The sequence below is a fragment of the Desulfosporosinus shakirovi genome (assembly GCF_020595055.1).
Lineage (GTDB): Bacteria > Bacillota > Desulfitobacteriia > Desulfitobacteriales > Desulfitobacteriaceae > Desulfosporosinus > Desulfosporosinus shakirovi.
This window is the reverse complement of the sequence record NZ_JAJDOO010000017.1, coordinates 54,328-76,877: the sequence shown is the minus strand read 5'-3', so window position 1 is coordinate 76,877 and position 22,550 is coordinate 54,328. Positions and strand designations below refer to the sequence as shown.

General features: G+C 43.5%; 15 protein-coding genes. All 15 read right to left on the bottom strand.

Annotation, left to right across the window (positions count from 1 at the left end; all coding sequences use genetic code 11):
• The 15 genes from gltB to LJE72_RS15265 all read right to left on the bottom strand — a co-directional run bounded on the left by gltB (position 1) and on the right by LJE72_RS15265 (position 22,520).
• Positions 1–4,575, bottom strand: a complete 4,575-nt coding sequence (gene gltB, locus LJE72_RS15335; RefSeq protein WP_229248606.1) for a glutamate synthase large subunit — start codon at positions 4,573–4,575, stop codon at positions 1–3.
• A 216-nt stretch (positions 4,576–4,791) separates the two neighbouring features.
• Entirely contained in the window at positions 4,792–6,453 is a 1,662-nt protein-coding gene (locus LJE72_RS15330) for a long-chain-fatty-acid--CoA ligase (RefSeq protein WP_229248605.1), read from the bottom strand.
• A 204-nt stretch (positions 6,454–6,657) separates the two neighbouring features.
• The gene (locus LJE72_RS15325; protein ID WP_229248604.1) at positions 6,658–8,313 is read right to left on the bottom strand and encodes an AMP-binding protein; all 1,656 of its coding nucleotides are present in this window, start codon (positions 8,311–8,313) and stop codon (positions 6,658–6,660) included.
• A gap of 398 nt (positions 8,314–8,711) precedes the next feature.
• Entirely contained in the window at positions 8,712–9,869 is a 1,158-nt protein-coding gene (locus LJE72_RS15320) for a thiolase family protein (RefSeq protein WP_229248603.1), read from the bottom strand.
• A 12-nt stretch (positions 9,870–9,881) separates the two neighbouring features.
• A complete protein-coding gene (locus LJE72_RS15315) occupies positions 9,882–12,269 on the bottom strand; it encodes a 3-hydroxyacyl-CoA dehydrogenase/enoyl-CoA hydratase family protein (protein ID WP_229248602.1) in 2,388 nt (795 codons plus the stop codon).
• A gap of 54 nt (positions 12,270–12,323) precedes the next feature.
• The gene (locus tag LJE72_RS15310) at positions 12,324–13,625 is read right to left on the bottom strand and encodes a DUF362 domain-containing protein (RefSeq protein ID WP_229248601.1); all 1,302 of its coding nucleotides are present in this window, start codon (positions 13,623–13,625) and stop codon (positions 12,324–12,326) included.
• Between the two features lie 41 nt (positions 13,626–13,666).
• Positions 13,667–14,533 carry a 3-hydroxyacyl-CoA dehydrogenase family protein gene (locus tag LJE72_RS15305; RefSeq protein WP_229248599.1) on the bottom strand — a complete coding sequence of 289 codons (867 nt, stop codon included), beginning with the start codon at positions 14,531–14,533 and terminating at the stop codon, positions 13,667–13,669.
• Positions 14,534–14,622: 89 nt separating this feature from the next.
• Positions 14,623–16,437: an acyl-CoA dehydrogenase gene (locus LJE72_RS15300; protein ID WP_229248598.1), complete on the bottom strand. Its 1,815-nt coding sequence runs from the start codon at positions 16,435–16,437 to the stop codon at positions 14,623–14,625.
• Between the two features lie 138 nt (positions 16,438–16,575).
• The gene (locus LJE72_RS15295) at positions 16,576–18,054 is read right to left on the bottom strand and encodes a 4-hydroxyphenylacetate 3-hydroxylase family protein (protein ID WP_229248596.1); all 1,479 of its coding nucleotides are present in this window, start codon (positions 18,052–18,054) and stop codon (positions 16,576–16,578) included.
• A gap of 87 nt (positions 18,055–18,141) precedes the next feature.
• Positions 18,142–18,921 carry an enoyl-CoA hydratase/isomerase family protein gene (locus LJE72_RS15290; RefSeq protein WP_229248595.1) on the bottom strand — a complete coding sequence of 260 codons (780 nt, stop codon included), beginning with the start codon at positions 18,919–18,921 and terminating at the stop codon, positions 18,142–18,144.
• A 291-nt stretch (positions 18,922–19,212) separates the two neighbouring features.
• On the bottom strand, positions 19,213–20,610 hold the full coding sequence (locus LJE72_RS15285; RefSeq protein ID WP_229248594.1) for a sigma-54 interaction domain-containing protein: 1,398 nt from the start codon (positions 20,608–20,610) through the stop codon (positions 19,213–19,215).
• A 263-nt stretch (positions 20,611–20,873) separates the two neighbouring features.
• Positions 20,874–21,278, bottom strand: a complete 405-nt coding sequence (locus tag LJE72_RS15280; protein ID WP_229248593.1) for a MaoC family dehydratase — start codon at positions 21,276–21,278, stop codon at positions 20,874–20,876.
• Positions 21,275–21,703 (bottom strand): FAS1-like dehydratase domain-containing protein, encoded by a 429-nt coding sequence (locus LJE72_RS15275; protein ID WP_229248592.1) that lies wholly within the window; start codon positions 21,701–21,703, stop codon positions 21,275–21,277. Before LJE72_RS15275 ends, LJE72_RS15280 begins: the two co-directional genes overlap by 4 nt.
• Before the next feature lie 14 nt (positions 21,704–21,717).
• Positions 21,718–21,915, bottom strand: coding sequence for a hypothetical protein (locus LJE72_RS15270; RefSeq protein WP_229248591.1), 198 nt, complete (start codon positions 21,913–21,915; stop codon positions 21,718–21,720).
• Positions 21,916–21,926: 11 nt separating this feature from the next.
• Positions 21,927–22,520: a hypothetical protein gene (locus LJE72_RS15265; protein WP_229248590.1), complete on the bottom strand. Its 594-nt coding sequence runs from the start codon at positions 22,518–22,520 to the stop codon at positions 21,927–21,929.
• Positions 22,521–22,550: the final 30 nt, after the last annotated feature.

The window sequence follows — 22,550 nt, the reverse complement described above, 5'->3', positions numbered from 1 at the left end:
TTAAGTCCTTGAAACATCTTTAAAGTTCTCTTCGAATGCAACCATTAAAGCCTCTTCACCGCTTAAGCCCGTCTTATGAGCCTTATCAATGTTCTCCAGCATACGTTTGTAATCTTTAGGGATGACCTTAGTGAATCTCGGTGAATAGCTTTTCCAGCTCTCAAGAACTTTTCTGCCCTGAGGACTGCCGGTATTCTCGACATGTTTTTGAATCATTTCCTGGATTTCGTTCATTTCTTCTTCTGATTCAATTTTCTCCAGTGTTACCATCGACTTGTTGCAGTATTTTTCATCAAAGTCCAGAATGTAGGCTACTCCGCCTGACATTCCAGCGGCAAAGTTTCTTCCGGTTTTACCCAGGATAACCACTTTACCTCCTGTCATATATTCGCAGCCATGGTCACCCACACCTTCGACGACTGCCTTTACCCCACTGTTCCTTACACAGAATCTTTCTCCTGCTATCCCATTAATATAGGCTTCCCCTGAAGTTGCTCCATAGAAAGCAACGTTTCCGATCAGGATATTTTTCTCAGGCTCAAAGTCAGAATTTTTAGGAGGATAAACCACAATTTTAGCACCTGAAAGACCTTTTCCTAAATAATCGTTTGAATCTCCTTCTAGTTCCAGAGACAGTCCTTTAGGCGTAAATGCCCCAAAACTTTGTCCGGCCGATCCTACAAAGGTAAGCTTGATTGTATCTTCAGGAAGTCCTGCTTCGCCGTATCTCTTAGAAATTTCGCTTCCGATGATTGTACCAACAACTCGGTCAACATTATTGATCTTGAGTTTAGCTCGGATTGATTTTTGATTCTCGAGTGCAGGCTTACAGATCCTAAGCAGTTTTTTAATATCCATTGATTGTTCCAGCATATGGTTCTGAGGCTGGGTGTTGAAGCGGCTGACATCAGCACCAGCATACGGTTGATAAAGAATCTGGGATAGATCTAAGTGTGCCGCCTTCCAGTGCTTCACATTCTCTTTAGGTTTTAGTCTATCCGAACGACCAACCATTTCATTAATTGTCCGAAAACCAAGTTTAGCCATAATTTCACGCATTTCTTGAGCGACAAATCTCATGAAGTTCTCAACATGCTCTGGCTTACCTGTAAAGTTTTTCCTTAAATTTTTATCTTGAGTGGCTATCCCTACAGGGCAAGTGTTAAGATTGCAAACCCTCATCATGACACAGCCCAAGGCAATTAGCGGTGTAGTCGCAAATCCAAATTCCTCAGCTCCCAGCATCGCAGCAATGACAACATCCCTACCGGAGAGCAACTTGCCATCTGTTTCAACGACCACCCTGTCTCTCAGCTTGTTTAATACCAAAGTTTGATGAGTCTCGGCAAGCCCAAGCTCCCAAGGAAGTCCTGTATTTCTGATACTCGTTCTAGGGGAAGCGCCAGTTCCTCCGTCATATCCGCTGATGAGGATGACGTCTGCTTTTCCTTTAGCCACCCCTGCAGCGATTGTCCCTACCCCAACTTCGGAAACTAGTTTAACGTTAATTCGAGCATCCTTGTTGGCATTTTTGAGGTCATAAATCAGTTCAGCCAAATCCTCAATCGAATAGATATCATGATGCGGCGGGGGGGAAATAAGATCTACGCCTGGGGTAGAATGCCTTACCTTGGCAATACTCGGATAAACTTTTCGTCCCGGAAGCTGACCACCTTCGCCAGGCTTTGCTCCCTGAGCCATTTTTATTTGGATCTCCTGGGCATTCACCAAATAGTTGCTGGTAACGCCGAAACGTCCTGAGGCAACCTGTTTAATGGCACTGTTTTTCGTGTCTCCATTGGCCATTACATTAAATCGTTCGCTGTCCTCTCCGCCTTCACCCGAGTTGCTTTTACCACCCAGCCTGTTCATGGCGATGGCCAGGCACTCGTGAGCCTCCTTGCTAATAGATCCGTAGGACATAGCTCCGGTCTTAAACCTTCTGACGATTGACTCAACCGATTCCACTTCTTCAATAGGAATAGTGTCGCCTGCATTAACCTTAAAATCAAGAATATTTCTTAAGGTGTAGATTTCGTTTTCATTAATCTTTTTGGAGTATTCCTTATAGAGAGGATAGTCTTCCTCCCTGCATGCTCTCTGAAGCATGTAGATAGTTTCAGAATTGTAGAGATGGCTTTCCCCATCATCCTTACATTGGAAGTACCCACCTATTTCAAGAGAGTCAGTGTAGAGTGAATTCTCATCATAGGCGCTTTCATGCCGCATTTGATTTTCTTGTTCGATTTCTTCAAGTCCTATTCCTTCTAGCCTGGATGGTGTCATCGTGAAATACTTATCAATAAGCTCCTTCTTCAGGCCTACTGCCTCAAAAATTTGGGCTCCATGGTAACTCCTCATAGTAGAAATGCCCATTTTAGTGAGAACTTTAAGAACCCCTTTTACCGAAGCTTTAATAAAGTTCTTTTTAGCCTCTGCGTAACTCATTCCGTCTAATATACCTTTTTCAGCAAGGTCTTGAATTGTTTCATAGGCCAAATATGGATTGATTGCAGTAACTCCATAACCAATCAGAGTACAAAAATGGTGTACTTCTCTCGGCTCACCAGATTCCAGCACAATTCCCAGATTCGTCCGAATTTCTCTTCTAATCAAATGGTGATGAAGTCCTGAGGATGCTAAAAGCGCGGGGATTGCTGCCAACTTCTCATCGACGCCCCGATCTGAGAGGATAATGATATTTGCACCTTCACTTATCGCCTTGTCGGCTTCTCTGAAAACCCTATCTAAAGCACGCTCCATAGATTTTACCCCTTCTGAGACTTTATAAAGTATTGAAAGGGTCGCGGCTTTGAGCCTGCCATTATTTAGTTGCTTAATGGTTTCAAGCTGTTCATTAGTTAGTATCGGGTGCTCAAGAGAAAGGCTAGCGGAGTTTCTTTGATCAGGCTCGAGAAGATTTCCGGTATCCCCAAGCAACATACTGCTTGAAGTGACTATTTCTTCTCTTATTCCATCAATAGGAGGATTGGTAACCTGAGCAAAGAGTTGTTTAAAGTAAAGGTACAGCATCTGAGGTTTCTCAGATAAGACAGCCAGCGGCGAATCCATACCCATGGCTCCTATAGGATCGACTCCCTGTGTTGCCATAGGCTGAATAGTCATAGTAATGTCCTCAAATGTATAGCCAAAGGCTTTCTGCTGCTTAATAAGATCTTCCCGTATTTTCTCTTCCTTCGCTTTCTCAACAGAAAGATTGCTAAGTTTAACGATATGGCGATTGTTCCATTCTTCATAAGGATGCTCCATCGATACACTTTGCTTTACTTCATCATCTGAGATGATTCTCTGCGCTTGGGTATCGATAAGCAGCATTTTGCCCGGTTCCAGCCTGCCTTTATATTTTACATTTTCAGGTTTGATCTCAATTACCCCGACCTCTGAAGCCAAGACAACTTTATCATCTTTTGTGACATAATACCTGGAAGGTCTGAGTCCATTTCTGTCCAGTACTCCACCGATGATCACGCCGTCAGTAAAACCCATGGCAGCGGGACCATCCCAAGGCTCCATCAAAAAGTCATGAAATTGGTAGAAGTCCTTTTTTTCCTTAGACATCTGCTCATTCTTTTCCCAAGGTTCAGGGATCATCATCATTACGGAGTGAGGAAGCGACCTTCCGGTAAGGTGAAGAAATTCCAGGCTGTTGTCGAACATCGCTGAATCACTGCCTGACTCATCTACTATAGGGTAGACTTTGGAGAGTTCATCAAACAGAGGGGAGGTGATACATTTTTGTCTGGCCTTCATCCAGTTTACATTACCTCTAATTGTATTTATCTCCCCATTGTGTACGATATATCTGTTAGGATGTGCTCTCTCCCAACTTGGAAAGGTGTTGGTGCTGAACCTTGAATGGACCATCGCGAGTGCTGATATAAAATCAAGGTCGGAAAGATCGAGATAGAAATTTCTTAGTTGCTCTGCCGTAAGCATGCCTTTATAAACAATAGTTTTAGAGGAAAGGCTAGCAATATAGAATGTCCCACCCTTATTTTCACACATTGGGGCAATGACTTTTTCGGCTTTCTTTCTGATGATATAAAGCTTTCTTTCAAAGTCCATTTCATTGGATATACTAGCATCCTTTTCAATAAAAACCTGAATGAATCTGGGCATTACAGCCTTAGCGCCTTCGCCGACTGTCGTCATATCGATAGGAACTTCCCTCCACCCAAAGATCTTCTGGCCTTCCTCCTGAACGATTTTTTCAAAGGTTTCCATCTGAGTTTTTCTAAAATCCTCATACTTATGTGCAAAAATCATCCCTACGCCATAGCTGCCTTTTTCCGGCAAATCAAAACCTAAGACATCACATTCCCTTTTGAAGAAATCGTGAGGTATCTGAATTAGTATTCCTGCACCGTCGCCTGTATTTTCATCCGCTCCGCTTGCCCCTCTGTGACTTAAGTTTTCTAAGACAGTTAACGCTTCATCTATAATGTCATGAGACTTCTCACCCTTGATATTCACAACGAATCCCATACCACATGCATCATGTTCTAATGTTGGATCGTAAAGTCCCTGTTTCTTTGGTAAACCATAACTTTGCATATTACTCACCCTTCGTTGCGAATTTAAATGTTCTGAAAAAAAAAGCGCTCTTAAAAGAATGTACTCTAAATCTAGATACAAACTTTCTCAAGCGTCTTTGCTCTCATTATATATAAATTTTCCTTTAATTTAACTTAACATAAGAACACCAATGATTCAACTGTTTTAGCTAGATTAAACGATAATTCAATCAAATAATATAGTATACATTCCAAATTATTCAGATCTTTCCGATGTTTGGCTGGCAGCAGCTTGCATTTTCGCCTTCTCCTCTTCAACTAGCTGACGACGCAAAACTTTACCTACGATCGTCCTAGGTAATTCATTTCTAAACTCAACAAGACGTGGGACTTTAAAAGCGGCTAACTTTTTCCGGCAATAATCAATAAATTCTTGCTCAGTTGCTTCGATATTAGCTTGCAAGACAATAAATGCTTTAACCGTCTCGCCTCGATAGGCGTCAGGCACTCCTGCCACAACTACTTCTTTAACTTTAGGATGTTTATATAAAACTTCTTCAATATCACGGGGATATACGTTGAACCCCCCTGCAATAATCATATCTTTCTTACGGTCGATAATATAACAGAAACCCTCTTCATCCATTCTTGCCATATCACCAGTATGCAACCAGCCATTACGCAAGGTTTCAGCCGTCTCCTGCGGTTTTTCCCAGTATCCTTTCATTACTTGCGGACCACGAATACATAATTCTCCTATTTCCCCTATGGGGAGTTCCTTGTCACCCGTTTCCAGATCAGTGATTATATAATCCGTGTCGGGAAGAGGTAATCCAATGGAGCCAGCTCGCGTAGGGCGATCAAGGGGATTGCAATGGGTTATTGGGGATGCTTCGGAAAGCCCGTATCCTTCCACCAGATTTCCCTTACCATGCGTCACCACACCAAACTTCTGAGCAACCTCTAAGGGCAAAGGAGCGGAACCACTCGTGCAAACTTTTATTTCAGCTAGGCTCTCATGGTATTCCGCAATGCGGGGGTGAATATTCAAGGCCATAAACATAGTTGGTGCCCCGGGAAACAAAGTAGGCTTGTAGGCACGAATCGTTTCCAATACCTGATCGGGGTCAAACCGAGGCAATATTATCTGAGTAGCGGCTACTGCCACTGCATAATTAACGCAGTCCGTCATACCATATACATGAAATACTGGCAAGATCGTGAGAATTCGTTCATCTCCATACTTCATGTCAATTGACCATTCAATAACTTGTTGGGTATTAGCGCTAAGATTATTGTGAGTGAGCATAACCCCTTTAGAGATACCCGTTGTACCACCCGTATATTGCAAAACCGCCAAATCTTCTGCAGGGTCAATGGCTACTCCAGGAAGAGCCGGCTCACATTTGATTAGATCATCGTATGAATACATGTCCGGGGCTGCTTTGACCGGTGCCATAAAATTAAAAACTATGACTCTTTGCAGGGGGGTCTCCTGGAGTACGTTCTTTACACGAGGATACATCATTTCAAACACAATGATCGTGGTTGCCCCTGAATCATTCATCTGATGGGCAATTTCTGGTTCAACGTACATAGGGTTTGTCTGGACGACGATCACACCCAATTTGAGCAAAGCAAAGAAAGCGACTTCCCATTGAGGACAATTAGGACCCATCAGCCCCACACGTTCCCCTTTTGTAACACCCAGATCAGCTAAAGCAGTGGCAAAGCGGTCGACCTGATCACCGAATTGTCTATAAGTAACGGCATGACCTGCAAAAATCATGGCAGGAGTATCCGGCATTTTGGAGACTGTCTCGTCAAACATCTGACCTAGTGACTTATTGGGATAATCAATATGGTACCTTACATTGGCAGGATAGCTTTTTAACCATACTCTCTCGTTTTCCGTCATCCCTTTTCCTCCTCTTACTTTTAGTTATTTAATCATAGGCATAAAACAGCGAAAACAGATCTTTTCTTATATCTTCGCCTTATGACCTATAAAACTAATTCTTAAATCTTCTCACCTTCTCTTCTTTGCATCACTCTTCTTTGCATTATTCTTAACCACCTAACACAGGTAAGACTTGTCGATCAACTTTTACATTTCTAATCTCTAGTTCTGTTTTTCTTTTAACAGCCTTCGTAACACTTTTCCTGCTCCGGTGGCTGGTAAGGACTCCCGAAATTCCACATAGCGCGGGGCCTTGTACGGAGCCATTCTTTGTTTAGCCCAGTCCATAATGTTCTGCTCCGTAATATGAGTGCTTTGACCCAATTTGAGAACGACATGGGCTTTTACTACTTCCCCTTTTTGGGCATCGGGTACACCTGTAACTGCTGCCTGGGCTATCCCTTCATGCCGCATCAGCATGGCTTCCACTTCCTCTGGGAACACACTGTACCCGCTTACCTTAATCATCTCTTTGAATCGTCCGCAGAAGATTAAATAATTTTCTGCATCCAGCTGCCCCATATCTCCAGTGTATATCCATCCCTCACGCAGAGTCTGAGCACTTTCTTCAGGTTTATTCCAATAGCCTTTGAAAGCACCTGGAGTGGAGATAACTATTTCTCCCATTTCTCCAACTGGCTTTTCCTTGCCGGTTTCCTGATCAACAATGCGTATCTTTGTTTCATAGGTAGGAATACCTTGAGTTCCCCACTTAACAGCATTCGAAGGCATAAAGGTGTCCGCGGTGTGAGTCTCACTTAGACCGTAGGCCCCCTCACAAATCTGGCAGCCTCCCGTGAACTTAGCCCAAGCCTCAGCAATCTCCTGGGTCAGGTTAATCCCAAAACTGGTACCTCTAGTTGTTCTTAAGGAGGAAATATCATATTGTCCAGCATTTGGCTCCTGCATAACTGCGACATTCATAGGAACAACGCTATACCACCACGTACATTTATACCGATCAATTGCTTGCAAAATGGTGAGCGGATCAAACCGATACAAAAGCACCATGCTCGCGTTAGCATAAATTGGGCAATTAAGCCCCAATAACATCCCAGCGATGTGGTAAAGCGGTACCACAGTAAGAAAAATATCCTCCTCCAATATTCGGTTGCTTTGGGTTGCAGCCGCGGTTTTAAAGAGAGCATTCCCGTAAGAAAGCATAGCCCCCTTTGGTTTACCCGTCGTGCCGGAAGTGTAAACCATTAGACTAATATCATCCATGTTAACGTCCACAGCAGGTACTGAGCCTTTCACATCGTTTATAACCGAAAGCATGTCTTGAGCATCCGATATGATCGGCTTAGGTTTGCAAACCTCGGCTGGGACATTCAACCAAGGTTTATCCGGAAGAAAATCCCCATAATTGGTTAGAATAATCTGCTCGATCTTAGTTTTAGATTGTACCTTAGCAACAACACCGTACAAACTGTCCGCCGCTACAATGACCTTAGCTTCCATGTCAATTAACTGGTACTCCAGTTCCCACTCCTTAAACAATGGACTGCAAGGACTGACAACCGCCCCGATTTTCTGGATGCCATAATGAGCAATAAAATACTGTGGACAATTGGAGAGAAAAAGTGCTACACGCTCACCCCTCTTGACTCCAGAACTCGATAAAAAGGACGCAAACCGCTCGCTAAGATCATCTAACTCCCCATAGGAAATCTCACGCCCATACCATATAATCGCAATCCTCTCCGGATTTAGACGAGCATTATCCCTCAAATACTCGTGTAAAGGCCTCTGCCCCTTAAAATAAGTCAAGTTCGGATCTAAATTACCAGGCCAATCTTCGCGTACATGTTCATCCATAGCCTGCCTCCTCAAATTTCTTTTGTTAAACTTGACAATCCATAAATTGTGTCACTCGCTGAGACTCCCTTTCTATATGAAAATAAAACAACAGTTTACTCATTAATATGAATTTTCTGATAATTTATTTTAAAATTTTTTACACCTTCCTAAATCTATTTTAAATTTTCCTCCTTCCTACCCCAGTCGACCAGAAAGAAAGGGGACAATTGCATAGTGAACCCATACGTGGGAGTTCACGTTAAAGCGAGCTCCGATGCTGAAGGGCCAATTTCGCCCAGGTTCACATCTCGCGCCTCCCAGAGGTTGGCGAAATTCCTTCAGCATCCAGCGAGCCAGGGAACGGGAACGTGGGTGAACGGGCAATTTCCTCTGACTTTCACAACGACCCCAAATCCCTATACTATCTCGTAAACGCCAGCAGCCCCCATCCCCCCCCCAATGCACATAGTCACCATACCATACTTCAACTTCCGCTTGGTCATCTCACTTAAAAGTGTAGCTGTAAGCTTAGCGCCCGTACACCCAAGTGGATGTCCAAAGGCAATAGCCCCACCATTAACGTTCACCTTTGCAGGATCAATCTCCAGCGTCTTTAAAATCGCCAAGGACTGAGAGGCAAAAGCTTCATTTAACTCAAATAAATCGATTTGGTCAAGAGTCAAACCTACCTGCTTAAGAACTTTAGGAATAGCCTTGATCGGCCCAATCCCCATAAGTTCCGGTTCCACCCCGGCCACAGCAAATCCGCGCCAAACTGCTAAAGGTTTCAACCCTAAAGCCTTGACCTTTTGCTCCGACATCATAAGAGTCATTGCTGCACCATCACTGGTCTGAGAGGAGTTTCCCGCCGTAACAGAGCCGCCATTTTTAAAAACAGGTCTCAATTTACTTAACGATTCGAGCGTAGTCTCCGGACGAATCCCTTCATCTTTGCTAAACCATTTTTCACCCGGTTTTCCCCAAGTCGGCAAAGGAATTGGCACTATCTCATCATCAAAGCGTCCATTGTTCTGAGCTTCCCAGGCCTTCTTATGGCTTGCTGCTGCAAATTCATCTTGTTGTTCTCGAGTTATTTCATATTTAGCAGCTACATTTTCAGCAGTTATCCCCATTGAAATATAAACCTCAGGTTTATTCACGATCATGTAAGGATTGGGGGCAGGTTTGTTGCCAACCATTGGGACCATTGACATGTTTTCAATTCCACCGCCAATCATAACGTCGGCTTCACCCAAGCGAATTCGATCCGCTGCCATGGAAATCGCTTGCAGTCCGGATGAACAAAAGCGATTAACTGTTACTCCGCAAACATCAATCGGGAGACCCGCACGCATAGCAATAATTCTAGCCCCATTCATTCCTTGCTCTGCTTCAGGGAAGGAACAACCGATAACACAATCCTCGATATCTTTTGTATCAAGAACAGGTACATTTTTAAGAATGTCCTGGATAACATAAGCGCCCAAATCATCCGGTCTCACTTGGACCAAAGACCCTTTTCCTGACTTTCCAACAGCCGTCCGCTTGGCTTGGATTATATAAGCTTCTTGCATTCTTTTTCCCCCCTAATTCCGTAATGGCTTCCCTTTAGCAAGCATGTGGCGAATGCGATCCTGGGTCTTTGCTTCGCCAAGCAAGCTCATAAAGGCTTCTCGTTCAAGATCTAAGAGATATTGCTCATCAGCCAGCATCCCTGCAGGCCGATCTCCACCGGTCATAGCGTAGGCCAGCTTATTGCCCAAATACCGATCATAATCAGATATATAATTCCCTTGGCGCATTCCATATAAAGCCAACTCCAAAGTTGCACGAACACCTGGACCTGCAAGTTTAACTTTAGTTGGCAGATTAGGCCTAAAATTACGTGCCAAATCAATGACTCGGGCCTTAGCGTCCAAAATGACGTGTTCAGAATTCATGCTGTAACGATCATGATCCCGCAAAAAGCCAAGCTGACGGGCTTTTTCAGCACTCGTCGAAACTTGGGCCATGGCAATCGCTTCAAACCGCTTCCCAAAGAAATAATCCGGTGAAACTTGTATACCCGGAAGAACTCCTTCCATCGCCCTTACTGCCATTTCTTTAGTTCCGCCGCCGCCAGGAATCAAGCCTACCCCCACTTCAACAAGTCCCATGTAAGTTTCTGAAGAGGCCTGAATAGCGTGGGTATGCAAGCAAATTTCTGCACCCCCGCCGAGGGTCATCCCGAAAGGAGCTGCAACCACAGGTTTTTTGGCATATTTGAGAGCCATTGTTTCATTTTGTAAAGCACGTATCATCAGGTCGATCTGATCCCAATTCTGTTCTTCAGCTTCCAAGAGAATGAGCATAAGATTTGCACCCACGCAGAAATTCTTACCTTGATTTCCGATAACCATTCCCAGATGGTTATCTTCTACTTCTTGCAACGATTTTTGGATCATAGTGACGATATCTTCACCAATAGAGTTGTTAGGTGAGTGAAATTCTAAGCAAGCCACACCGTCTCCGAGATCTATCAAGCTTGCTCCATTATTTCCCAATATAACCTTACCTGCTTTATGCGCTTGCTTAAATGAAAAGGAGTAAGGACTCAAGGTTTTTTCATGGTATGTTCCGGTATCGTAATAAGCCGTCTGTCCATCTTCTGTCTTCTGATAGAAAGTCGTATATCCTTTAGAAAGCAGTTCCTCCACAAGTGGGGGAATCCTACCACCTTCGGCAAGGATACGGTCCGCAGTTGCCTTGACTCCCAAGGCATCCCACAACTCAAAGGGACCCAGTTCCCAGTTGTATCCCCAACGCATTGCTTGATCGATTGCTGTGATGTCGTCTGCAATATCTTTAACGATCGTAGCAGCATATAGTAAGGATGCCTTCAAAACATTCCAAGAAAACTCTGAGCCAATATCATCACCGTTTACTAAGGTGCGAAGTTTTTCCGGCAAACCTTTTGCCTGTTTTGCCTTTTCTAAAGAAGCAAATTTCACAGGCTTCTGTGGGCCATATGTCATGGTTGGAATGTCTAGGACTTCAATGACTTTGCCTTTAGGGCCTTTAGACTTTTTGTAAAAGCCTTGTTTGGTTTTATCACCCAACCAACCATTTTTCAGCATGGTTTGGATAAACTCTGGCAATATAAAATCATCTTTTTCTGCCGGTACACCTTCGGCAACGTTATTGTTGGAATGGATAAAAGTATCCAATCCGACGAGGTCTATCGTTCGAAACGATGCACTCTTCGGACGACCCATAACAGGTCCGGTCAAAGCATCAACTTCCTCTACAGTCAGACCTGTTCGAAGCATTTCCTTAAGTATTACTGGAGAGCCGACGGCACCAATCCGATTGGCAATAAAATTAGGAGTATCTTTGGCCATGACAACTCCTTTACCCAAGACCCGCTCTCCGAATTCGCTTAGGAATGTGATGACCTCTGGATCGGTATTAGGCCCAGAAATTATTTCCAAGAGTTTCATATAGCGAGGGGGGTTAAAAAAGTGCGTTCCCAGGAAATATCTAGTAAATTCTTCTGGAAGCCCCTCCACCATAGCTTTCAAAGAAATACCCGACGTATTTGAGCTGACAATTGTCCCCGGACGGACATTGGCAGCGATCTTTTTAAAAAGGTCTACTTTGATATCGAGGCGCTCTACTACAACCTCAATTACCCAGTCTACTTCACTTAAACGCCCCAAATCATCACTTAAATTTCCTGCCTCAATTCGTTCCGCAAACTCCGGGACTAAATAGGGAGTGGGATTCATTTTTACCAATTTACTCTTATTAGCTTCAGCAATGCTATTTCGAACCTTACGGTCCTCTAGGGTCAATCCGGCTGCTTCCTCTTTTGCTGAGAGCTTGGAAGGGACAATATCCAACAACAGGCTCGGGATTCCGGCATTGGCCAAATGGGCTGCGATGGTACTTCCCATCACGCCTGACCCCAATACCGCTACTTTATGAATCTGCATTTATATCCTCCTCTCATTTCTTCGCTGATGGCATCTGGGCGCAACAATTAAAATCTATTCTATCGACCAATCCTTTAACCTGAAACCCTCTTCTTCCTTGTAGCGACCAACTAAGTAATCAAGGAATCGTAAATACTCCTTATAGTTACACTTAATTCCCTCTTCGGCTAACGCCGCTACGAACTTTTCCAGATCGGGCGGACATCCCCATATTGGGATTGCCTTTTTGATATTGGGATTATTCTTATTCAAGTGACAAGCACATTTTCCAAAGAGGACGGTCTTGTCAAAACCCTCGGCAGCTAGTCTCTGCTTGCCACTGACGACCTCTACATTTGGAAAGGGCTCTCCCTTAAAGGCTGAAGAGAAAAGAATTAACATGGGATTGTACACAACAGAACAGCCCGTACATAGACTACTGTCATACTTTCGGATTGCAAGTCCCGTAATTCCCCGCTTTTCGAACCCTGCCGGACCAGTATCTGCTTCCGACCATTCCCAATCATAGTCAACAAATTCCTGAAGATCTGTAACCTTTTCCCCTTTGACCTCGTAATCTGCCAAATCCATGCTGTATCCGTGACGCTTAGCATAATTAGTTAGATGTTCCACCTCCTTCGCTTGATAGCCTAAGATGGCTGACCCCACAAGGTCGCAGGCAAAAGAATCACGCGACGCTATCAGTACATCCTTGCGAAATGCTCTTCCAGTAGGTCCCGGACCTTTCTCCAAGGTATAAAGGCCATCGATAATGGTCAACGCCACTGGTAACTTTTCAATAATACGGGGGAACATTTGGCTCAGCTCCTTATCCCCCACACCATGACAAGCCTGTTTGGATTTTTTATTCAAGCACCCTTTGAGGTTCTTAATGCCTAAGGACACTTTAGCCTGATTATGAGTTTTTAAGACCGGAACATTGATAATTTTGTCTGCTTCCAGGGCTTGTTTGGCAAGATCAATTTGAAAGCCATCTCCATAATCTATTGAGCTAAACTCTCCTTGGTTAAAATCCACAAGCTTAACTCCGTAACGCTCCTGTAATTTCTTATATCCTAAAGTTTCATAAACGACATTTATATCAGGTATCAGGGATTGTAGAGCGCCTTCGCCAATTGTCAAATCACTAAAGCCGTGTTCAGCTAAGATGCGTACCAAGGCATCCATCACTAAACTGGTAGTAATGACACCATAAGGCGGAAATGGTAATTTATATTCCCAACATACGACGTTTGGTTTAATTAGGATTTTGTCATTTGTCCCAAGTCCTGCAAATCCATCACATAGGCTTAAGCACTTCTGAAGAGATTCATAAACATCCGTTACTCTAACTAGAGATACCGCTTCCTTAAGCATTGAAACTACCCTCCCTTTTTAAGCAATTGGATTATTAGTCATTATTCATAGGAATAAAAACCTTTCTTGGTTTTCCTACCCCATTCTCCCTTGGCAAATTTCTCCACAATTAATGGGGAAGGCTTATCTTTGGGGTCGCCAGTTTCTTGATAATGTTCCATCGTGACATAATAAGCCAGATCTATACCTGTAAGATCTATTAAACGGAAGGGCCCGATAGGATGCCCTAAAGCATTAGTTACTGCCAAGTCAATTTCTTCAGGAGTGGCTATCCCCATCTCTGCAAGAAACTGGGCTTCATGATGAAGAGCGACGAGGATGCGATTAACTAAGAAGCCGTAAATCTCCTTCTTCAGCCAAACACCGTTTTTGCCCATTTTTTCGCATAGTTCCATGGTTATTTGGGCAGTTTCTGTGGACGTATGCGGTCCTTGAACAACCTCAACTAGTTTCATGATCAGGGCAGGATTAAAAAAATGCATATTGCAGACTTTATCAGGACGATTCGTAGCATCGGCAATTTTTGAACTGACAATAAAGGAACTATTGGTGGCTAAAATCGCGTGAGGAGGAGCTATTTTATCCAGGTTGGCAAAGAGATCGCGTTTTACGTTAATCTTTTCGACAGCAGCCTCGATGACAAAATCTGCATCTCCAATGGCCTCTTCAAGGGATTGAGTAAATGAAATATTCGCCAAAGCGAGGTCGACCTGTTGTTGAGTTAATTTTCCTTTGGCAACTCTTTCCGGGAAATATGTGCGGGCAAATTCCTCAGCCTTGCCCAGCATTTCTGGATTAATATCTGTACAACTAACCTTATAGCCGGCCAAAGCAGCGCTCAAGGCAATTTGATGCCCCATGATACCTGCTCCAACGACTCCAATCTTCTTTACGTCCTCAATTTTCATTTTTATATCCATTCCTTTCACTCGCTCAAGGCACAAAACGTAATGAAATAACTTCATGCCAAGCATAAGAGAACCGACTTAACGAAACCTTAGAAAGCTCCTTCTGGAATATCAATGGCGGAAGTATCCCCTTCCTTAATAACCTTCACTGTTGCCATTACATCAGGCACAATATTTAGTAGATAAAACTTGGCAGTCTGGATTTTCCCGTTATAGAAATCTTTGTCATCATCTCCTTGTTTCAGTTTTTCCAGGGCAACTATAGCTTGTTGAATTAGTAAATAGCCCCCATATAGTTCAGCTGTAATGCGCAAAATTCTTGTACTGTATAAAGGAACGAGTCGGATATTTTCTTTAAAGTAACCTAAAACCGTGCCCAGAAGTTCCTGATAGGCTAATAATGCTTTACCGAGAACCTTAAACTCATGGGCAAAAGTGTCGTGATTCTGGTTCGCCTGGACAAATGTTGCAATCTCCATTAGCCATTCTTTAAAAATATTCCCTTTATCCAGATTCCATTTACGACCGACTAAGTCCATTGACTGTATGAAATTGGTCCCCTCCCAGATAGAGTAAATCTTGACGTCCCTGGCTTGACGCGCCACTGGGTATTCCTCGGTAAACCCATATCCGCCAAAAACTTGAATGGCTTCCGTAATCATTAACCACCCTTGGTCAGAGCAATACGCTTTTACTAGAGGAGTGATAACTTCTATGGAACGTTTGGCTTTATTCACATCGGCAGGATCATCCCCAAATACGATTAAATCCTGATAATAGTAGCCCTTAAAGATCATAGCTCTCATTGCCTCTAGGGTCGCTTTTTGGGTAAGAAGCATACGCCTTATATCCTCATGCTGAATAATGGGAACCCTGTCCCCTTTGGGATTGTGAATAGGTCGACCCTGAATACGTTCTCTAGCATAGTGAACTGCATTATTATAGGCTACTGTTGCTACTGCAAGGGCACTGTGCCCTGTATCCAAGCGTGAACCGTTGATCATCATAAACATTTGGGCCATACCCTGTCCAAACCCTTTTTCATCCGGTGCGCTTCCTAACAGGATACCGCGGCATTGCCCTTCATCTCCGAAACTAAGCACTGCTGTAGACGAACCCTTGAGACCCATTTTATGTTCAATCCCAACCGTAGCAACATCATTGGCTTCTCCCAAACTGCCGTCTTCATTAACCCAGATCTTTGGCACAATGAATAAAGACAAACCTTTGGTTCCGGGAGCGGCGCCAGCCACTCGAGCCAGTACCAGATGAATGATGTTATCTGTAAGATCGTGATCCCCTCCGGTGATGAAACACTTAGTGCCTTTCACCTTATAAATTAAGGGGTTTTCTGTAGCATAAGCCTTGGTTGTCATATCCCCAACATCAGAACCGCCGCCTGGTTCAGTTAGGCACATAGTTCCTTCCCAAACTCCCTCGAACATTTTCGGAGTAAAAAGAGCGACCTGTTCCGGAGACCCGAAGGCTTTGATTACAGATGCTATCCCCCCGCACAACCCAACATAGGGAGACAAAGATGGGTTTGCACCAATAATAAACTCGCGTACAGCTTGGTTAAGGATCTCCGGAAGGGCACCTTCTCCATCTACATCACTGTTGCTGGCCCCCCACCCATTTTCTTGAATGAATTTGAAAGCTTTATGAAAAGAGGGCGGAACTGTAACCTTTCCATCTTTAAAGATCGCTCCGATTGTGTCACCGTCATCATTCGTGGGAGCGACAACGTCTCTGCATACTTTTAAGGACTGATCAAGAATTCCATCAACATCCTCTATGCTTAAATAGTCCTGAAAGCGTTTTAAGCTAAGAATTTTTCTTCCGTCCAGCCACTCTTTTAGAATAAACTTGTGGTCACGATTGCTAAAAATATAGTTACTTGCCATGGATAATCATCCTCTCTCCTAAGACTATAAAAGTCATAGCGACTTAAATACTACAGATCTGGTCATGTCAAGGTAATAATCGAGCCAATTTCTTATCTTCATTTAAGTCATCCGAACTATCCTGTGATTTATTCTTCTCTATTTTTTCTTAGACCTAGGTGACATCCCGGCAATAGCGCGGACAATGTCTTTTTTAGACTCTAAGTCGTACTGGGAAGTTATGGCAATCTGCTCCATAATCGGTGATCCCCCGCCATGGTAGGCACCGTATTGTGTTGGTCCCGAGAAACTGGAAAGACCAAAATCAGCAAAGTTCAACCAGAACTTGATTTGATCCTCAATGGGAATCTTCGGGTTTCGGTTAAGATACTTTTCCAGCAAATGTTTAGTTTCTGGATTTACAAGGTCCTTTTCATAAGGAAACGTTGCAGGCATACCCCCTGCTATGTTGCAGAGAATCTCTTGCTCATGGAAGACGGCTTCCCCGGTTAGACACCTTCCAACGTTGGCATAGATTGAGTTTGGGATATAGCTGCCCGGGCCATACTTCATGACTCCTACTCCTGGGATGTAAACTTCTGGCTTGCCAAAATCAGATGCCGTATAACCTGCTGCATATCCCAATTCACCGGTCATGATCAGCTTGGACAGCATCTCACGCACATGCGGGGTGCTCTCAATTCCATTTATTTCAGCCGCCAAACCGCTCAGACCAATGACATAATCAAGCATGGCTGGCTTGCATCCAGAATATGAATGGCGGTGGAAAAGAGCAAACAATAGGGCGGCGATCCCTCCATGCTGAGTTTCTCCGCATAGGAATACGCGTTCCCAGGGAATGAAACAGTCTTCGAATATGATATATGAATCCGTATAACCATATTCAATTCCTCTTTGATAATGATCACGCTTGCGAGTATTGTGAATATGGACAACCTGCTTTATGCCTTCATAATCCGAAGGGACAGCAAAGGCCAAGGCATAAGCCTCTTCCCCTTTTTTAAGGGCCCGGTTAGGCACTATCAATATTTCATCGGATATCGAAGCTTCAGAAATATGGACTTTGGAACCACGGACGATAATGCCGTCACTTCGCTCTTCTACAACGTGGACATACATGTCAGGATCATCTTGTTCGGCTGGCCGCTTCAGACGTTCACCCTTGACATCGGTTTGAGCGCAGCTTGCTACAAGATCTTCTCTTTGAAACCGCTCCAGCCACTTAAGCCAGTTGTCATGATAGGTAGTTTTAGCCTTAGGGGACTTCTGAGCTTCAAAAGAAACGGCATTGATAGCGTTGGCAGCATCTATCCCCATACACCGTTGAATGCACTGACCAACCTTATTACACATAAATCGAGTCATGTCTTGCTTTTTATGTAGATCTTCTACACTCTGATGAATGTGGTTAAAGCGATTAATGATTTCTCCTGTAATGTGGGACGTCGCTGTACAAAGATCCTTGCTGGCGGGATCCCAGGCCGCGTCAAAGGTCAAGCCCATGACATTGATAGTCCCTTCTTGACGCTCATCCAGCCTATCCATTTTCTGTCCATTGCAATAGAGGTTGTTGTTCATTTTGCCTAATCTCTCAATATACTGAGCTCTTGTTCTCATAGTCAAACCCCTTTCAATTCATAGTTTAATCATCCAATCCGTCGATGCTTACCCTCGTTTGTCTGATATTCTTACATGATCTTAACCCTAACGCCCCTGAAATCTTGCAGGTCTTTTTTCCAAAAAGGCTTTCATGCCTTCTTTTTGATCCTCAGTCGCAAAAAGAAGACTGAAACATTTATGTTCGTGCTGCAAAGCTGACTCCAAGTCCATTTTAAGCCCTTCATTCACGCATGATTTAGCCAGACGTAAAGCAACAGCACCTCGTTCAGCAAAGCGTTTTGCCATTTTCTTAGCCTCAGTGAATAACTGATCTGCAGGCACTACTTTATTGACAATACCCATGCTCAAGGCCTCATCTGCCTTAATAAAATCCCCGCCAAATATTAGTTCTTTCGCCTTGCCAGCACCGATTAGACGAGGTAAACGCTGTGTTCCGCCGCCCCCTGGCAAAATACCCAGCTTTATTTCGGGTAAGCCAAACAGAGCATTGTCGGCAGCGATTCGTACATCCGCAACTAATGTAAGTTCACACCCGCCACCTAAAGCATAACCAGCAACCGCCGCGATGACTGGCTTAGGCATATTTTCAATTAAGTGAAATGCTCGATGCGAGGGGTTATCGCTTGTTGTCACATCCACAGCGGATGCAGAAGCCATCTGACCGATATCCGCTCCTGCGGCAAATACCTTATCCCCACCTGTGATGATCATGACACGCACAGACGGATCAGCAGCTATCGTTGAAGCAGCTTCAGCCAACTCGTAAAAGACCTGATTGTTTAGAGCATTGAGTACCATGGGGCGATTAAGAGTAAGTACTGCGATTCCCTCTTCTATTTCCACAATTATCGTTTCATAAGCCATTTGAACACCCCCTAATTTTGTTCGTTAATCATATCAGTTTTAAATTTTCCGAATATTTACTTACCACTCATCTTTGCAAAAAGCATGCCTAATTAGAAATTGCGGTGATGACAAAGTAGGCGTAACAGCTGGAAGGTAGAGATAATTTCTAAAAAAACTTCCAACAGGCAGATCCGCCCGTTGGAAGTTACTTAATCCGTATGGAATTAGATACAAAGCTCGATTCCTCAACTATAATTTAGTGCGTAAAACGCACATGCGCCTAAACCCCTTTTACCTTAGCTGGACGAATTACTTTATACCATACCGACGTAACTTATCATAAAATACTCGCCGGGAAAAGCCTAATGCCTCCATTGCCTTCGTACGATTATTCTTATGAGTGACTAAAGCCGATAAAATAAGTTCCCTTTCCACAGATGCAATAATCTCTTTTACCGAAGAAGAGTCCCTCATATTGTCATATTGATCGAAAGTAGACGGTATTAATTGAGCTGGCAAATGATACATTTCGATAATCATACCGTTACACACAATACTTGCGTGTTCTAATACATTTTGCAATTCCCTAATGTTACCGGGCCAATCGTAATCTTGAAAAAAGCCTACGACTTGGGGAGACAATATCAGCTCATGACCAACTTCTCGAGCGAACTGAGCAAGGAAGGTTTTAGCCAGAGCTAAAATGTCATCTTTACGCTCACGCAGTGGAGTTAAATTAAGAGGAACGATATTTAAGCGGTAATATAAGTCACGTCGGAAAGTGCCTTGTTTGATCATACTTTCTAAATCACGGTTTGTGGCCGCGATCACCCGAATATTGACTTTTATGGGTTTAGTTCCTCCTACTCGTTCAAACTCTTTTTCTTGTAACACTCGCAGTAGTTTTGCTTGCATGGTATAGCTCATATCCCCAATTTCGTCCAAGAAAATTGTGCCGCTGTGAGCCAACTCAAATTTCCCCAGCTTCCCTCCCTTTTTTGCACCCGTAAAAGCACCGTCTTCATAGCCAAAGAGTTCGCTCTCTATTAAGTCCTCAGGTATAGCTGCACAATTCACCTTAATCAGTGGCATATCTTTACGACGGCTGCTGTTATGTACTGCTCTTGCCAATACTTCTTTGCCTACACCGCTTTCACCGCGGATTAATACTGTACTATCCGTGCGCGCTACCTTGGCCGCCAACACCAATGTCTCTTTCACGTTCCTGTTTTGTCCTACATATTCCTTGAAGGAAAGAGGTAGTTGTTCCCACTGTTCTAACTGCTCTTTTAAATAGTCCGCGAGTCCCTTGGTTTGTTGCAGCTCACGGTTTAATTCAACGACTTCAGTTATGTTTTTAAATGTAGAAACACAGCCAATAACACTGTCGCCATTATATAAAGGAAAGGAGCTCCCTACCACATCGATCCCTAAGGAATCCAGATAGTCTGCACCACTGGTTGGCTTACCCGTTCGCAATATTTCAATCGCCGCCGCTTTTGGCTCAATCTTGTCTAATCTTCGCCCTAATACTTTAGCGACAGGCACTCCAAGAATTTTAGCATAAGCCTCGTTTGCATAAACAATCGTCGTATCGGAATCAATAACAAGCACTACGTCATGAATATTATCCAATATATGAAACAATAGTTCTCTGTCCCATTGTGGAAAATCGCTGGTTGTGACAGCATGGACTCCGACACTCATGTTTTTCCCCCATTCTCTTTGCTTTTTATCACCATTATATAGAAGCTGGTTAATTGAAGTAAAGGATAAATCTTTAAATAGTTCAAATATTCTTGATATAATTTAATGCCCCTAGAAACACAAAAAGACCTTGGTCAGGCCTTTTTGTGTTTCTAGGGGCATTCGTGCAAACCGTTGTATACTAAAACGCACAATATTTTTTATTCATTTAAACAGGTCCGTCTCGCATATATGAAGATCAAAAAGGACTCATTAACAGTGATTTAGCTTTTAAGCATGACGTATGCCAAGCCGGATAAAACTCTCTCCTTCTTGTTGTTAGAGGCTTCTAAAATACAAACCAAGGTGTTTTTCGATCGCGCTTTAATAGAACCAGAGCAGGTTATCTTATCATTTGGTCGGACTATTTGCTCAAATCGCACATTGAATTTACCGAGCATCCCTTCTTCACCGATCCAATCTGTTAGCATGGCACCCATTTGAGCCATTGTTAACATGCCGTGCACTATCGCCCCCTCCAGACCGGCTTGGCGGGCATAATCATCATCTAAATGAATCGGATTAAAATCCCCTGTAGCCTCCGCGTATTGACGTACTTGCAAGTCACTAGGAACCCATTCTCGGATAGGAAGGGGTTCTGCAACCTGATAATCTAATAGGCTTTTCATTCGCCTTCCTCCTTAGAAGGTGCAATCAAGACAGAACTACTGGCAAATACCAATTCTCCGGCCAAATCATAACCAGTAGTTTCGAGCACTACAAACATCCTCTTCCCTAGCTTGCCACTGCGTTCATAAACATCTTTAACGCACTTCTTATAATTAAGACTATCCCCCACACAGAGCGGACGATAGTATGTTATATTCTGTTCTCCGTGAATCATGCCAGGTGCCGGCAATTCTACTCCGGGAATAATTGCCTGAACTAATGTTCCCACAAAAGTTGCAGGCACTCGGTCATTGAACCGAATCCCAATGGCTTCTGCGAACCTGCGCACATCTTCATGTCTAATTTTCAATGGGAGCAACTTGCTCTCAAGGCCAATTAATTCTTTGCCAATTATTATATTCTCCGCCCTCCTTCCTTTTGCCATAAGTAATAGCCACTTTAAAGACTCATTTTCTTCTTGAGTTCGCCCAGTTTGGTCTGTATTATTTCTAAATCTGGATCAAGAGCATTTGCTACCATATATTCATTTAAAGCTTCATAAAGATGGCCAGCACGTTCTTTAAAAATACCCTCACCTAAATGACGCATAGCTAAGCTCTCATGATCAAGGTCATCCTCGTTATGTCCAATGTGCACGATTAACCTCCTTACACCTTTTGAAAGGTGAGTTCACATAGCCCGCTGCCGTCTGCCTCATTTTTACAAGTCATTTGCACGGGAGTTCCAGCTTGTTCTGCTGCCACTTGACAAGCTGCCAAGCAGAAAGTCTGGCAGTTGTTTATCTCTTTTTCACCGAACTTCTTGCCTAGGCTGCAGTTAAAACTGCGCACTTTTAAGACCTTTGTGGTTGCTTCTGTAACCGTCCAGGCATCTCGTGGACGTAAAGCTAAAATGGCAAGTTCAACATATCGTTCAAAGACATGGGGAAAACGAATCCCAGTTTGCTGAGCTACACGTTCAATCATATCCGCCGTCCTATCTCGGTAGGCGTCGGAATCAGCGTTGCTTATTACAAGGTTCATAAAATCCTTCCCCTGTTTTACCAGAAATTCCTCGCTTCTTACTTCGTCTGAGCTAAACAGACTTTCAATTGGGAATTCCTTGTTCACAGCATAAATTAGCTCCTTAGAAAGATCATAGACATAATCCTGACCGGGGTTTATCTTTAACCTGCGCCCAGGTGCTGCCTCTGCACTGGGGTTGCCTTTGACTTTTTGTAAAACCTTAAAATCCAAAGCCATACTTAACTCCCCTTTGTTTTTAAAATTATT

Bases quoted from the DNA above. Each gene is read 5' to 3' on its own strand.
- LJE72_RS15310 (WP_229248601.1), bottom strand. From the start codon at position 13,625: ATGCTTAAGGAAGCGGTATCTCTAGTTAGAGTAACGGATGTTTATGAA.
- LJE72_RS15295 (WP_229248596.1), bottom strand. From the start codon at position 18,054: ATGAGAACAAGAGCTCAGTATATTGAGAGATTAGGCAAAATGAACAAC.
- LJE72_RS15325 (WP_229248604.1), bottom strand. From the start codon at position 8,313: ATGGATGAACATGTACGCGAAGATTGGCCTGGTAATTTAGATCCGAAC.
- LJE72_RS15305 (WP_229248599.1), bottom strand. From the start codon at position 14,533: ATGAAAATTGAGGACGTAAAGAAGATTGGAGTCGTTGGAGCAGGTATC.
- LJE72_RS15275 (WP_229248592.1), bottom strand. From the start codon at position 21,703: ATGGCAAAAGGAAGGAGGGCGGAGAATATAATAATTGGCAAAGAATTA.
- LJE72_RS15315 (WP_229248602.1), bottom strand. From the start codon at position 12,269: ATGCAGATTCATAAAGTAGCGGTATTGGGGTCAGGCGTGATGGGAAGT.
- LJE72_RS15290 (WP_229248595.1), bottom strand. From the start codon at position 18,921: ATGGCTTATGAAACGATAATTGTGGAAATAGAAGAGGGAATCGCAGTA.
- LJE72_RS15265 (WP_229248590.1), bottom strand. From the start codon at position 22,520: ATGGCTTTGGATTTTAAGGTTTTACAAAAAGTCAAAGGCAACCCCAGT.
- LJE72_RS15320 (WP_229248603.1), bottom strand. From the start codon at position 9,869: ATGCAAGAAGCTTATATAATCCAAGCCAAGCGGACGGCTGTTGGAAAG.
- gltB (WP_229248606.1), bottom strand. From the start codon at position 4,575: ATGCAAAGTTATGGTTTACCAAAGAAACAGGGACTTTACGATCCAACA.
- LJE72_RS15280 (WP_229248593.1), bottom strand. From the start codon at position 21,278: ATGAAAAGCCTATTAGATTATCAGGTTGCAGAACCCCTTCCTATCCGA.
- LJE72_RS15300 (WP_229248598.1), bottom strand. From the start codon at position 16,437: ATGGCAAGTAACTATATTTTTAGCAATCGTGACCACAAGTTTATTCTA.
- LJE72_RS15285 (WP_229248594.1), bottom strand. From the start codon at position 20,610: ATGAGTGTCGGAGTCCATGCTGTCACAACCAGCGATTTTCCACAATGG.
- LJE72_RS15330 (WP_229248605.1), bottom strand. From the start codon at position 6,453: ATGACGGAAAACGAGAGAGTATGGTTAAAAAGCTATCCTGCCAATGTA.